The sequence below is a fragment of the Leptolyngbya sp. DQ-M1 genome, from assembly GCF_039962505.1.
Lineage (GTDB): Bacteria > Cyanobacteriota > Cyanobacteriia > Leptolyngbyales > Leptolyngbyaceae > Leptolyngbya.
The window spans coordinates 143255-157644 of sequence record NZ_JAMPLJ010000005.1 but is presented as its reverse complement, the minus strand read 5'-3'; the positions used below and the strand labels follow the sequence as shown (position 1 = coordinate 157644).

The window sequence follows — 14390 nt, the reverse complement described above, 5'->3', positions numbered from 1 at the left end:
TCCGGTTGCCCCGGAGATTGTCAGGCTGTATTGTCAGGTTGTGTGGCGCAGTCCTAAATTATTCATGGTATTGGGGGATAGGGGGCACTTCTCCCTCGTCAGGTTTTGCTGAATTTGTTGGAAGATTCGGCAGTAAGTCGCGTTAACTGCCTCGGTAGGTGCTATATGACCAAGGAGATGCCAGCAGTGGCACATGATAGTGAGCATCCGCATCTGCAATTCCAAACCGAATAGGAATACGATCGAGAAAGGCGGGTTCTGGGGTTTTAACGGATTTTGCTGCGAAGTAGTTTCCGATCACAAACACTAACTCATAGGTTCCGACTTTAATCTCTGACTCATTCAACATCGGGCTATCGGTGCGTCCGTCAGCGTTTGTTGTCACTGTTTTGAGATGCGTTTTCTGCTCTGTTTGCGGCTCGATCGCCCAAAGTTCAATCGTTAAATTCGCAGCCGGACAGCCGTGAGCCGTATCGAGAACGTGAGTGGTTAGCTTACCCATGTGAATTCCACACGCTTGAATTTCAGCGGCACAATAGAAGCATGGAGAAGTTGCCCACGGTTCTATTCCCGGAAGTCGATCGCGCTCCGTTGCCACCAGTCGGAACTCATCATAAGCCACCACGCGGACGATCAGAAAGCCAATTTGAGCGCGATTTATGGCGCTACTTTCCCGGCAAGATTCACACGGGTTTATTAGTCAAACGCCCGGAATTACAGCAGCCTTATGTGCCGGATTTCGCTTATCTCGATCGCGCTTTTGCCATTGATATCGAAGTTGACGAGCCTTACACCTACGACACGCGCCAGCCGATCCATTTTCTCGACTGCCCGAAAGATCGATCGCGCAATCAATTTTTCACCGATCACGGTTGGATTGTGATTCGCTTTAGTGAAGCGCAAGTGATTAAATCTCCTGCAAGTTGCTGTAAGGCTATTGCATCAACGATCGCGCTAATAAGTCACGATAATTCAATCATGTCTGCATTTCGCCAGGTTCCGACTCTGAAGCCCGATCGACGTTGGACAGCAGAGCAAGCCCAACAACTCGCCGCACAGAATTATCGGGAACGACTGCAGTACCAACCCATAGAAGAATCGCTCAAACAGCGACGTACCCAACAATCCAACTTGATGAATGGCGATCTGAGCTTCCATTGCCCAACCTGCGGCGAATTGGTTCGCTGGCAGGGGCACTACATCAAATGTGCGAATTGCGGGTACGACAAATTTGTACTCTAGCCCGTCACGATCTTTGGCACTTTGAAGAATTCGCCGTCTCGATCGGGTGCCCCTTCTAAAATCGCTTCTCGATTTTCATAAGGTTGATGTCGATCGACGCGCACGACGTTGCTGACATCGATCGCCCGTGTTGTGGGTTGGACATTCCTTACATCTAACTCGCTCAACTGCTCAAAGTAGTCGAGAATATTGTTCAACTGCGTGGTGAACTTTTCTTCTTCTTCAGGCGTGAGTTGCAGTCGGGCAAGATGCGCCACTTTTTGCACTTGTTCGCGATCGATCATGAGACGCTCCAATAAAACCGCTTAGAAGTATACATCGATGTCCGATCGACCCGTCGTTTTCAGCCAGTTTTGCGCTTCAATGTAGTTGTTCGGCGCTTGCAGAATCGCTTGTTTCCAGTAGTCTGCTGCTTGATCAAATAGCTTTTCGCCTTCGTCTTCCCTACCGTCTTCTTTCGCTCTTTCTCCCATATAGTGATAGATCACAGCGATGTTATTCAAAGCTTGGGGCAGACGGGGATTTTCTTCTAGCGCCTCATGATACAAGCTCAAAGCTTTTTCGTGATTGCCGTTGCTGGCGTAGATTAGACCCATGTTGTACAGAACGTAGCTGCGATCGTTTGGGTCTTCTTCGAGTTTGAGCGCTTCTTCGTAGTTTTCGAGCGCTTCTGCGTATTCACCATCTGCTTGCGCCGACATCCCATCACGATAATAGGCAAACGCTTCTTTTTCCTTACGGGAGGCGGGAAAGACTTTCAGAATGATATCCGCCATGACGGTGAAGCTTTTATCGATGAAGTTGTCGTTGCGTTGAGATCTAGACATAAGGCAAAGGTGTTTGTTATACAGCAAGACATTTTTTAGTGTAGCGCTCAATCGATCGTGCTTCTTCGGCAATCCATAAGACGACACAATTTCATGAAAGCTAAACTAAAGAAAGAGTAAATTCTGCTCAGGAACCCTCTTATGACCGCATCCCCTGATCCCGCCATTTTGAGAGCGATCGAATCTCTGAACTACCGCGCTACGGTCGGAGATGTCGCTACTCAAGCTGGCTTAAATGTAAATTTTGCTGAAAAAGGACTCCTTGCTCTCGCTTCCCAAGCAAACGGAGAATTGCAGGTGGCGGAATCTGGCGAAGTTGTTTATCAGTTTCCGCGCAATTTTCGCGACATTCTGCGCGATAAAGATTTTCGACTCCGCCTGAAAGAAACCTGGGAAAAAATTTGGCGCGTTTTGTTCTACCTGATTCGGATGTCGTTTGGGGTCGTGCTGGTGCTGCTAATCGTGGCATCGTTTCTAGCGATTCTGGCGCTGACGATCGCCCTGAGTTCCAATCGCGATGACGATCGCGGTGGCGATTTCTCGATGCCGACGGTTTGGTTTAGTCCCGACTTTTTCTGGATTTTTACGCCCGATTACGATCGCCGTCGGGTCGATCTCCAACATAGCGACCTGAACTTTCTGGAGTCGATTTACTCGTTCTTATTTGGCGATGGCAATCCTAATGCAGACCTAGAAGAGCGGCGCTGGCAATCGATCGCAGCCGTGATCCGCAGCAATCGCGGAGCCGTGATTGCAGAACAGATTGCACCGTTTTTAGACTCAGTTGGTACAGTTTCGGAGCAGGAATCTGAACAGTACATGCTTCCCGTCTTGACCAAATTTGACGGACGACCCGAAGTAAGCCCCGATGGGCAATTCGTTTATCATTTCCCCTCGCTGCAAACTACCGTGTCTCAGCAGGAACGGCAGTGGCTCCCTGCTTTCTTGCGCGAATCACTTTACCAATTTAGTCAAGCAAGCTCTGGACAAATTACCTTAGCCGCAGGTCTGGGAGTTGCACTGTTGATTCTGGCGATCGTGCTCACGGGAATGACGGCTGGAATTGGAATTGCTGCTTTGAGAGTGCTTGCGTTTATTGGACTCGGTTATAGTACGGCGTATCTTCTGATTCCAGGGGTTCGCTACTTCTCGATTAAAGGACGCAATCAGAGAATTCTAGACCGCAACCGAAACCGAGAACTGCGGGCGAAGCAATTGGCGCAGAGTGATCCGATCGTTCAGCACAAACTCGCTTATGCTCAACAATTTGCGGCTGAGACGGTGATTCAACAATCCGATTTGATTTACTCAACCGATCGCGACCTAATCGAACAAGATGTCGATCGTTCAGCACAAATCGATGCCGAGTGGCAGCACCGCTTAGAAGGCAAGCAGTAAGCCACTCGGCGCTGTGCCGTTACTGCACCTGAATTTGAGCCAGTGCCGTATTGAGATAATACTGCTGCAAGATCTGCTGATAATTGTAATTCTGGCGTGCCATGTTATAGGCTCCCCACTGACTCATGCCCAATCCGTGCCCAAAACCGCGACCGTTGATGAGAAACCCAGCGACGGCTTGTTTTTGTCCGCCTTTACTGGCAACAGGTTGAAACTGCGGTGCGACGGTGAAGAGCGTACTTCTCAAGCCCAACGCCGATCGCACCGCATCGCCGTCCACAACTTTTGAGCCGCGATCACCAACGATCCGCATCGATTGAACTCGTCCGCAAACTGGAGTCGTTTTCACAGGCTCCATGCGCTGCAAATTCCCTACGCCGAATCGAGTGCCAATCTCAGCCGTAGTGAAGGTTTTCGACCATTCATTCACGGGTGAGCCTTGATCAAAATTATTTCGCACCGTTCGCAGGTAGGGTAGCGCTTGCACCCAGACATCTTCAACATTCTCGGTGCAGCCTCCTGCTGACGAATGGAACACCGCGTTGATGACCCGATTGTTATGGGTTAAAACTTGTCCAGTTGTCGCTAGAACGGCTTGCTGGGTTCCGGTAGATTCGGATTGCAGTCCGTTGTAGACCTGCCAACCCTGAGTATCACCAAGGTCGAAAATGCCGTTTCTGGCGTTTTGGCGTTCGTGCAGGGCATAGCTGCGAGCTGCAACGGCTTGAGCTTTCAACGCTTCTTGGGGCCAGTTGCCGTTCATTTCTGCACCCAGAACGCTAAATAAATATTGCTCTAGGTCTACGTAGTTCACGGCGGTGAGTCCTTTCCCTGTTGGAACGAGATAGACTCGACCGCGATACCAGCGATTGCCAATCCACACAACCCCGTTTTTGTCTTTGGGAACAATCCACAATGCGCCGGACTGCCAACGATCCAGCGCGACTCCCCCGTTTTTGACTTGGGCGGCAAAGCCGTTCATACCTTGAATTTCACCGACCACGCGCTGAGCGCCATCGAGAACTTGAGCGTTGACCGAGCTACCGACATTGACTTGGGGTACGTCCTTTTCGATCGCAACGCGCAACTCGACGGATTTCTGAGCGCGAACCGGCATCATCGTGGCTGCCCAGATCAACAGCGCCAAGCCGAAGGATTTCGGGAAAAAGGTGAACAGCGAGAGGAGCGATCGAGCATTCATTTGATTAACCATTGCACTACAGGGGTTTCACTAATAACGAACAGCGGTCATGCCAAGCGGTCAGGATCAATTTGCCTCGATTTGCAGAAGTTATAACATTCGTTACTTTGTGATGAAAAGCGTTGAGTTTTAAGAAGACACTAAATCTTTAAATACCATTGTGGAGGTTCTTTACATAGTTTTCTGGGGATGAACCCTTGAGTTGAGGAGAGTGTCGCTGTGATTTAGGGGGTTATTCAGATTCATCGAAGCGAACTGTTCCTGTCGAACTCGGATTAAATTGCGAATCCTTTTCGATGTCGGTTCTCGGTTCAGAATAGTTCCGCAAGCGATTGACGATCGCAACCCTCAACACAAAGAAGAGCGACCAGCCATCGCTCGTCGCTCACAGAACAGCAATATTGCTAAATTGCTAAATAGATTCAGATCTCATTCATTTACGCGAAACAGAGATTGTGCTGCTGATTTCACGGTGTCGCCTACTTCAGAGAGCGTCTGAGAAAGCGATCGCTGTGATTGCAGAATCACTCGCGCACAGTTGCGTCCTGGCAATCCTGAAATTGAGCCGCCGGGATGCGTTCCAGCTCCGGTGAGAAATAATCCGTCGATCGGTGTTTTATAGTTTGCTAATTCTGGCAACGGTCGGAAAAACATCATTTGATCGAAGGTCATATCTAAGTGATAGTAGTTGCCTTTCAGCACTCCGATGCGTTCTTCGAGTTCGGGTGGGCTTTCGATTCGACGTGCCAGAATCGAGGATTTCACGTTTGGCGCGTAGTCTGCGAGTTTGTCGAGGACGCGATCGGCAACCTGATTTTTTAGTTCTTCTGTCCATCCTGTGCCTTTAAGTCCGGTTCCGTTGGCTCCCGCAATTTGATAGGGCACAAAGTATTCGATCCATAAAACGTGCTGACCGTCTGGCGCTAAAGATGGATCGCGCATACTGGGAACAACGGCATACATTGAAGGATCTTCAAGGGGAATTCTGCCAATGTTCGGATCGGTGTGTGCGAGTTCAACTTGAGCAACTGAATCTGCAATCAGAACTGATCCGATCAGATATTCATCACGGTGATTGTGATTCACAAATTTAGGTGCTTCCGACAAGGCACAATCAATTTTTAGAATTGCCTCGTTGTGGTTTGTGATTCTTCGAGCTACACGCTCTCGTAACTTCGGATCAGCCGCATCCACATCTCTTGGATCAACTAAATTCAAGAACAATCGCTGAGCATCTAGACTGGAGATAACGCCAATGTTTGCGCGGTATTCTTGCCCATTCGTTAACCGCACACCTTCTGCGCGATTGTTTCCGATCAGAACGGATTTGACGGGTCGATCGACGAGAATGTCCCCACCTAAATCGTTGACGCAGCGAACCAGTGCATCGGTAACGGCTCCGGTTCCACCTCTTGGACGTGCCATTCCAGGATTGTGGCGCAGCGACATCATAATCGAACCGACTGCCATATTTTTCTGTGAAGGTGGCGTACTCAGTTCGGCTGCCAGTCGTGCTAAGGGAGCTTTGAGGAATTCTGAATCGAAATACTCATCAATGATGTCCATGGGGCTAGTGAACATCGATCGAATGAAGTCGAGTGTTTGATCCCCTCCGCCTATCAATGAAAAGAGATCTTTAATCTTTTCAAGATCATAGTTACCTGCCATGTCTACGATCGACTTTGGCGGTGCGTTAAACATCGGAGTCAAAAATCCGATCACTCGCTGCCAGAAATCATTAAATTCAGCATATTTCTCAGCATCGCGAGGACTGTAGCGGGCGATTTCTTGACAGGTTTTTTCCACCGATCGATGAGCAAAGAAATACTTGCCGTCAGGATGCGGACAGAACGCCACGTGATCGCAGAAAAGATACTCTAAGCCATATTTTTCGAGTTCTAAATCCCGCACTACTGGGCCTAAATGGATGAAAAGATGGTCGATCGCGCAAGGGCTGAACTTGAATCCAGATACTACTTCTGGCATGAATGGCTCGGTCGTTGCGGCTCCACCCGGAATGGGGTTCTTTTCGAGGATTAAGACTTTATAGCCTGCTTTGAGGAGATAAGCAGCACAGGTCAAGCTATTGTGTCCTGCACCAATCAGGATGAAGTCATACGTGTTCATATCGCATCGCTCTTAGAAATCGCTCTACGGCTTACGATAGACAAAACCTCGATCGATTGAATTCACCCTTAAGTCAGGCTTTATTGCTTGTCATACGCAAGTTCGCCCAAAAGATAGGTGGCTTGAATCGAGCGATCGTCACCCATAATGATCAAGGTGAATAATCGATCGCTCAGGGCTTCTAAAGTAATCGGTGTTTCGGCTTGGTTACGCAATGCCATGATCGGGGTCGATCGCGGATCAACCACAATAAAATCTGCTTCTTTGCCTACCTCAAAGTTTCCCAGCTTATCTTCCAGATGAAGCGCTTTTGCTCCTCCCAATGTTGCTAAGTACATTGCCTGAAATGGAGAGAGCTTTTGTTGTCGCAGTTGTGTAATTTTGTAAGCTTCGCTTGCGGTTTGGAACATTGAAAAGCTGGTTCCACCCCCGACATCGGTTGCAAGTCCAACTTTGATTTGGGCAGAGGTTGCGCGTTCAAGATCGAACAATCCGCTACCAAGGAATGTATTAGATGTCGGACAAAACGCGATCGTCGATTTTGCTTCCGCGAGTCGATCAAATTCCGCTTCGGTTAACTGCACACAATGAGCAAAAATTGATCGCTCTCCCACCAATCCAAATCGATCGTAAGCATCTACATACCCTTTACTGTCTGGGAATAGTTCTTGCACCCAAGCCACCTCATTCACATTCTCAGAGAGATGGGTGTGTAGATAAGTGTCTGGAAACTCTTCTAGAAGCTTGCCAGCATACATTAATTGTTCCGGTGTGGAAGTCGGTGCAAACCGGGGAGTGACCGCATAAAGCGATCGACCTTTTTTGTGCCATTTCTCAATCAAGGCCTTGCTTTCGTGATAAGACGATTCTGCAGTATCTCTGAGAAACTCTGGAGCATTGCGATCCATCATCACTTTGCCTGCAATCAGGCGCATATTTCTGCGCTCACTTTCTTCAAACAAAGCTTCGACCGACTCTGGAAACACAGCCGCAAGTACCAGCGCTGTAGTTGTTCCATTTCGCAGCAGTTGATCAATAAAAATCGGTGCAATTCGATCGCAATAGGCTTTGTCTTGGAACTTGCGCTCAACCGGAAAGGTAAACTTCTCCAGCCATTCCAATAACTGCTCACCATAGGCTGCCATCATCTCCGTCTGCGGGAAATGAACGTGCAGATCAATAAATCCAGGGAGAATCAGGTGGTTAGGATAGGTGACGATCACCACTCCCGCATATTTCTCTTTTAATTGCTCATACGCGCCCAGTTCTTTGATTCTTCCGTTGTCAACTACGAGTAAACCGTCTGGAAGGTATCGCACACTTTCAGATTCCGACACAAAGAACGGATCAGCAATAAAATCTAGAATGGCGCTGCGGAATGCTTTGACAGTCATGAAGAATCGAGGAACTAGACTCCTGCTTGATTTTAATCGCTCTCTGTCACTGTGCTTGAATATCGCTAGGATTGATAAGAAGCCGCCGTTAAGATGAATGACTGAATTTTCCCCGAACCCGCTACTTGCTCTGAACTACGAGCCTGCGTTTGAGCGCTTAGGAGACGAGTTCTCCGATCGTGTTTCTGCCGCTCAATTTCCCCAACATATTCTCCGATTTCGCAACGATGACATTCTGGCGCAGTTAGGTCTAGAAAAGGTAACCGATGAGCATTTTATCGAGGCCTTTGGCAAGTTCCAGGGACGAGAGCCGTTCTTGGCAATGCGGTATCACGGATATCAATTCGGAACTTATAATCCGGCATTAGGGGATGGGCGTGGCTTTTTATACGGGCAAGTCCGCGCAAAGGACGGAGAACTCTATGACTTCGGCACAAAAGGTTCAGGAAGAACGCCTTATTCGCGGGGTGGCGATGGTCGGCTGACGCTCAAAGGTGGCGTTCGAGAGGTGTTAGCGGCAGAGATGTTGCACCGCTTGAAGGTGAGAACTTCACGCTGTCTCAGTTTGATTGAAACTGGGGAAGGACTGTGGCGCGGCGATGAACCGTCTCCCACACGATCGTCGGTGATGATTCGATTTAATCGATCGCATATTCGCTTCGGTACATTTGAGCGATTAGATGCCATTAATCGCAAAGATTTGATTGCGATCTTGCTCGATCATGTAATTGAAACTTACTATCCACATTTGACGAGTGAGCGCGATCAGTATGCGTTGTTTTATGCAGAATTAGTCGCCAAAGTTGCTCAATTAGTCGCGCAGTGGATGGCAGCAGGATTCTGCCATGCCGTATTGAATACCGATAATATGTCGATTACGGGTGAAAGTTTCGATTATGGCCCGTATGCGTTCATTCCCACCTATCAACCCAGCTTTACTGCCGCTTATTTTGATTACTACGGTCGGTATGCTTATGCAAATCAAGCGGAAATTTGCTACTGGAATTTGGAGATGTTACAAATTCCATTAAGGCGCGTAATTTCTGAGGATGATCTTAAGTCTGGCTTATCTCAATTTGCATCACACTACGAAAAAGCGTATCAACAAAGAATGCTTTATCGATTGGGATTTGATCAGTTAGAAGAATCGATCGCATCAGATTTAGTCTACCGAACCGTTCAATTTCTTCAATCCGCTCAAATCGATTATCACGACTTTTTTTGGCAGATTACTAAACAATTTGATCCAAGCTGGAGCCAGAACGCGAGTAGCATTTTTTCTCAACATGAAACATCAAACACGGAATTAGCGCAATTGTTTGAGAACTGGCGACAAAGTTACTATCAAGCTTTGCAAACGTTAAGTCGCTTTGAGATTGATCAAATTCCTGCAAAGCTGAACGAATATAACTCCGAAGTCGGATTAGTTCGCCCAGAAATCGAAGACGTTTGGAATCCGATCGCAGAGGACGACAATTGGCAACCCTTCTATGATTTATTAACTCGAATTCGTAAGTAAGACAATGCTGCAAACTCCTGTTCTATTAACTTCGCGGTTAATTGTTCGATTGCTTCAGCAAAACGATACAGCAGCGATCGTGAAATACTATACCGAGAATCGTGCATTTCTCGAACCATTCGAGCCATTGCGTCCGGCTAATTTTCACAGTCGTGAGTTTTGGTCGCAGCAGATTGAGAAAAGCTTGATCGAATTTGGCTATGATCGATCGCTGCGCTTATTTCTATTTAAGAAAGATGATCCACGAACTGTGATTGGTGCAGTAAATTTCACCAATATGAGTCAAGGAGTTTTATATTCTTGCAATTTAGGCTATAGCCTTGCAGAAAAAGAACAAGGACATGGCTATATGAATGAAGCGCTACAAGCTGCCATTCAATATGTATTTACTGATCTGAATTTGCACCGAATTAGCGCAAATTATATGCCGCACAATCGGCGCAGCGCGAATGTTTTGAAGAAGCTAGGATTTGTGATCGAAGGCTATGCTAGAGATTACCTTCTGATTAATGGCAAGTGGGAAGATCACATTCGATCGAGTCTAATTAACGAAAATTGGAGACCGTCATGAGCGACACGATCGCGGCGATCGCAACAGCAATTGTCCCCGAACAAGGAAGCGTCGGAATTGTTAGATTGTCCGGCTCTGAATCGGTTGCGATCGCTCAAAAACTCTTTCATTCTCCCGGTCGCCAAATTTGGGAAAGTCATCGCATTTTATACGGCTTCATTCGCCATCCTGAAACTCAGCAAACGGTCGATGAAGCCTTATTGCTTTTGATGCTGGCTCCACGATCCTACACCCGCGAAGATGTAGTCGAATTTCACTGTCATGGCGGCATTATTGCGGTTCAACAAGTGCTACAACTTTGCATCGAACAAGGTGCAAGATTGGCGCAACCCGGAGAATTTACCTTAAGAGCATTTTTGAATGGGCGATTAGATTTGACACAAGCCGAGAGCATTTCGGATCTCGTTGGAGCACGATCGCCCCAAGCCGCCCAAACTGCTCTCGCCGGATTGCAAGGCAAATTGGCACACCCAATCCGCCAGCTTCGTGCAACTTGTCTCGATATTTTGGCAGAAGTCGAAGCCCGCATCGACTTTGAAGACGACTTACCCCCGCTCGATGAAGCCGAGATTCAAGTGCAATTTCGTCATGTTCTCGCTGAAGTCACGCGCATTTTAGCGACTGCCGATCGTGGTGAATTGCTCAGAACCGGATTAAAAGTCGCGATCGTTGGTCGTCCCAACGTTGGAAAATCCAGTTTGTTGAATGCTTGGAGCCGCAGCGATCGTGCGATTGTGACGAATCTTCCTGGCACCACTCGCGATGTGGTTGAATCTCAGCTTGTCGTGGGTGGCATTCCGATTCAAGTGCTTGATACCGCAGGCATTCGCGAAACTGAAGATCAAGTCGAAAAAATTGGAGTTGAACGATCGCGTTTAGCCGCTCAATCTGCGGATTTAGTATTATTTACGATTGATGCTCAAACGGGATTTACGGAAAGCGATCGCGAAATTTACGAACAAGTGAGCGATCGTCCCTTAATTCTGATTATTAACAAAATTGATCTTGCTGAAGTGAACGGTGATCTTCCTTTGGCACTACAAATTGTGAAAACTGCGGCATCGCTAAATCAAGGAATTGATGTCCTAGAAACAGCAATTCTAAACACAGTTCAAACCGGAAAAATTCAAGCCGCAAATTTAGATTTAGCGATCAATCAACGTCAAGCGGCTGCATTAACCAAAGCGAAAACAGCGTTAGAACAAGTGCAAATGACGATCGCCAATCAACTGCCGCTAGATTTTTGGACGATCGATTTGCGAAGTGCAATTCAAGCTTTAGGTGAAATTCTGGGCGAAGATGTCACGGAGTCGGTACTTGATCGCATCTTCAGTCGATTTTGTATCGGCAAGTAGGACAAATGTTTTAATTGTGATAAATCTAATTTAGCTGAACGCGAGGTAGAGCAATGGCAACCACTCAAGATGCCTACGAACTAGCAAAACTGCTCGCAGAAATTGAATATCCAGATTCTGATGGTAAACCGATGGCAGAAACCGATTTTCAGCGAGAGTACCTGATTTACTCGGTTAGCGTATTGGATCTCTACTTTCAGAATCAGCCTGATGTCTATGTCTCTGGCAATATTTTGATTTACTACGAAGAAGGCAATTCAAAAGCTTGCCTCTCTCCGGATGTCTTCGTAGTTAAAAATCAGGAAAAGCGCAAACGTCGATCGTACAAAGTGTGGGAGGAAGGCGAGAAATATCCTAATTTCGTTCTAGAAATTACTTCAAAATCCACCGTTAACGAAGACCAAGGCTCGAAGAAAGGACTCTACGCTTTCTGGGGTGTCGAGGAATATTTTCAGTACGATCCCACAGCCGATTATCTCAAACCACAACTTAAAGGCTTCCGCCTGATTGAAGGAAACTACTTTCCAATTCCTCAAGTTCCACTCGATCAACCCAATGACTTCTCACTCCGAAGCGAAGTTTTAGGAATCGATTTATGTCTAAAAAATCAGGATCTCAAGTTCTTTGAAGCGGGTTCTGGAATTCAACTGCTGGGTCTCGAAGAAACGGAATCCGCTCGACGGGCGGCAGAACTTAGAGCCGAGCAAGAAGCACAAAGAGCCGATCGCTTAGCTGCAAAACTCCGAGAACTCGGCACCGATCCCGAACAACTCTAAAGCCACAAAAACTAAGAAATTCTGTGAGCGTAATCGCCTTAAGATAAAAAATTGTTGCGTGTAAATCGATCGTTATGCGAATTCTGATTATGGGCGGGACTCGGTTTATTGGAGTCTATCTCACTCAGCTTTTGGTGTCTCAAGGGCATGAAGTTACATTGTTCAACCGAGGCAATAAGCCTGCTCCGGCAGAAGGCGTGAAACAAATTAAGGGCGATCGTACCAACGCCACCGACTTGAAACAGTTAGCCGATCTCGATTTTGACGCGATTTTCGACAACAACGGGCGTGAACTCAGCGATACTCAACCCCTAGCTGAACTGTTCAAAGGTCGGATTCAGCATTTTGTTTATATGAGTTCGGCAGGGGTTTATCTCAAGTCAGACCAAATGCCGCACGTCGAAGGCGATGCGGTTGATCCGAAAAGCCGGCACAAAGGCAAGCATGACACAGAATCTTATCTGGCTGAAGCGGGAATTCCGTTTACCTCGATTCGTCCGACTTACATTTATGGGGCACAGAACTACAACGATCTAGAAGCGTGGTTTTTCGATCGCATCGTTCGCGATCGTCCGGTTCCCATTCCCGGTCACGGACAGCACTTTACTCAGTTTGGGCACGTCAAAGACCTAGCGGCAGCAATGGCGAAAGTGTTGGGCAATCAGAGCGCGATCGGGCAGATTTACAATGTGTCTGGCGATCGAGCTGTAACCTTTGACGGTTTAGCACGCGCTTGTGCAGAAGCAGCAGGCAAAGATCCGAGCGCGATCAAAATCGTGCATTACGACCCGAAAAAATTCGATTTCGGCAAAAAGAAAGCATTTCCGATGCGGACACAGCACTTTTTTGCAGATATTCACAAGGCGATAACCGAACTCGATTGGAAACCCGAATTTGACCTCGTTTCCGGGCTAAAAGATTCCTATCAGAACGACTATCTCAAGACAGGGCGCGACAAATCCGAAATCGATTTTTCGCTTGACGAGCAAATCTTGGCTTAGGTACTGTTCTGTAAACCCTACCTTCGCCGATCGACGCTTCGCAGTACATTGAGAGTAGTTTTTCCGAGTTGAGGGCAGCAACATGCTGACATATCTTTTAGCGCTAGTCGTCGCGTTGGGTAGTTTCGGGCTGTATATGTCCGCCTTCTTTTACCCAGATATTTATCGCAAAGGTGATCTCACACTTGCGGGTGTGGGATTGTTTTATGCGTTAGTGCTTTGGATTTGCGCCGATCGCATTACAGGCGCGGTTCTGTTGGGGCAAATCGCCAGTGTGGCGTTGATTGGTTGGTTCGGCTATCAAGCCCTCACCGCTCGACTGGGCTACACGCCCTCAACGGCTGAATTACAATCGAAATTAAACGAGGTCGTCAACTCGGAAAATACTTCAAAAGTCTTGGAGCAAGGCAAACGAGCGGTGACAACAGTACGGGAGCGCGTTCAATCAGTGCTGAACAAAACGCCCGAAACCCCAGCCGAACCGTATCAGCCGTTAAAGCGGGAAGATTTTGGCAATCCTACCCCCGAAGCGTCTAAGCCGGATGTGATGGGAACGATCGGTGCCGTGGGCAGTGCGGTAGCTTCGCTTCCCGGAGTGTTCGGGGGACTGTTCAAAAAGCCCGAAAAGAATACGACAACTTATGTGCGGAAAGACTTCCGTGAGGACGCAACCGAAACCGATGATGAAGCCTTCAACTTTGAAGAAGACATCGTGAAATCTGAGCAAGCGGTAGAATCGAAATCTGTGTCAATTGATCAAGACGGCGCATCAGAATCGGCTTCGACGGCTGATGAAATTATCGAAGAAGAGATCGCATTTGAAGCGAATCATCCGCAAGCTGTTCCACCACATCCACCGACTCCGGAGCAGGTTGAAGCGGCTCTTGCAGATGCCGAAGAAAAGAATCTTCCCGCCGATCCACCCGAAGCTGAATAAGGTATTACAAGAAGGGCTTGAGATCATCAAGCCCTTTTTCGT

At 47.7% G+C, this 14390-nt stretch carries 14 protein-coding genes; 8 read left to right on the top strand and 6 right to left on the bottom strand.

Translation table 11 applies throughout. From position 1 onward, the window contains the following. Positions 1–142: 142 nt before the first annotated feature. Positions 143–502 (bottom strand): hydroxyisourate hydrolase, encoded by a 360-nt coding sequence (gene uraH, locus NC981_RS17290; RefSeq protein ID WP_348244086.1) that lies wholly within the window; start codon positions 500–502, stop codon positions 143–145. A gap of 41 nt (positions 503–543) precedes the next feature. Between uraH and NC981_RS17285 the strand changes: the two genes are divergently transcribed. Beyond that, entirely contained in the window at positions 544–1242 is a 699-nt protein-coding gene (locus NC981_RS17285; RefSeq protein WP_348244085.1) for a DUF559 domain-containing protein, read from the top strand. Here NC981_RS17285 and gatC read toward each other — a convergent pair. Together gatC and NC981_RS17275 are read right to left on the bottom strand one after the other, a co-directional pair. Further along, entirely contained in the window at positions 1239–1526 is a 288-nt protein-coding gene (gatC, locus tag NC981_RS17280) for an Asp-tRNA(Asn)/Glu-tRNA(Gln) amidotransferase subunit GatC (protein WP_348244084.1), read from the bottom strand. The two genes, NC981_RS17285 and gatC, sit on opposite strands and share 4 nt — an antisense overlap. A 21-nt stretch (positions 1527–1547) precedes the next feature. Beyond that, positions 1548–2069, bottom strand: a complete 522-nt coding sequence (locus NC981_RS17275) for a photosystem I assembly protein Ycf3 (RefSeq protein ID WP_190379464.1) — start codon at positions 2067–2069, stop codon at positions 1548–1550. Positions 2070–2210: 141 nt separating this feature from the next. Here NC981_RS17275 and NC981_RS17270 point away from each other — a divergent pair, with 141 nt between their 5' ends. Beyond that, complete coding sequence (locus NC981_RS17270) at positions 2211–3467, top strand: hypothetical protein (RefSeq protein ID WP_348244083.1); 1257 nt, start codon at positions 2211–2213, stop codon at positions 3465–3467. 19 nt (positions 3468–3486) lie between these two features. Here the strand turns inward: NC981_RS17270 and NC981_RS17265 are convergent, their stop codons facing one another. The 3 genes from NC981_RS17265 to guaD form a co-directional block, all read right to left on the bottom strand. Next, positions 3487–4680: a SpoIID/LytB domain-containing protein gene (locus NC981_RS17265; protein WP_348244082.1), complete on the bottom strand. Its 1194-nt coding sequence runs from the start codon at positions 4678–4680 to the stop codon at positions 3487–3489. Positions 4681–5097: 417 nt separating this feature from the next. Further along, positions 5098–6795 carry a beta-carotene ketolase CrtO gene (crtO, locus tag NC981_RS17260; RefSeq protein ID WP_348244081.1) on the bottom strand — a complete coding sequence of 566 codons (1698 nt, stop codon included), beginning with the start codon at positions 6793–6795 and terminating at the stop codon, positions 5098–5100. 80 nt (positions 6796–6875) lie between these two features. Beyond that, positions 6876–8189: a guanine deaminase gene (guaD, locus tag NC981_RS17255; protein ID WP_348244080.1), complete on the bottom strand. Its 1314-nt coding sequence runs from the start codon at positions 8187–8189 to the stop codon at positions 6876–6878. A 97-nt stretch (positions 8190–8286) separates the two neighbouring features. Between guaD and NC981_RS17250 the strand changes: the two genes are divergently transcribed. The 6 genes from NC981_RS17250 (at position 8287) to NC981_RS17225 (ending at position 14348) form a co-directional block, all read left to right on the top strand. Next, positions 8287–9708: a YdiU family protein gene (locus NC981_RS17250; protein ID WP_348244079.1), complete on the top strand. Its 1422-nt coding sequence runs from the start codon at positions 8287–8289 to the stop codon at positions 9706–9708. Positions 9709–9712: 4 nt separating this feature from the next. Further along, complete coding sequence (locus NC981_RS17245; RefSeq protein WP_190379470.1) at positions 9713–10279, top strand: GNAT family N-acetyltransferase; 567 nt, start codon at positions 9713–9715, stop codon at positions 10277–10279. After that, the gene (gene mnmE, locus NC981_RS17240) at positions 10276–11634 is read left to right on the top strand and encodes a tRNA uridine-5-carboxymethylaminomethyl(34) synthesis GTPase MnmE (protein WP_348244078.1); all 1359 of its coding nucleotides are present in this window, start codon (positions 10276–10278) and stop codon (positions 11632–11634) included. Before NC981_RS17245 ends, mnmE begins: the two co-directional genes overlap by 4 nt. Before the next feature lie 53 nt (positions 11635–11687). Next, positions 11688–12410 (top strand): Uma2 family endonuclease, encoded by a 723-nt coding sequence (locus tag NC981_RS17235; protein WP_348244077.1) that lies wholly within the window; start codon positions 11688–11690, stop codon positions 12408–12410. 74 nt (positions 12411–12484) lie between these two features. Beyond that, positions 12485–13411: an NAD-dependent epimerase/dehydratase family protein gene (locus NC981_RS17230; protein WP_348244076.1), complete on the top strand. Its 927-nt coding sequence runs from the start codon at positions 12485–12487 to the stop codon at positions 13409–13411. Positions 13412–13493: 82 nt separating this feature from the next. After that, positions 13494–14348, top strand: a complete 855-nt coding sequence (locus NC981_RS17225) for a Ycf66 family protein (protein ID WP_348244075.1) — start codon at positions 13494–13496, stop codon at positions 14346–14348. Positions 14349–14390 lie beyond the last annotated feature (42 nt).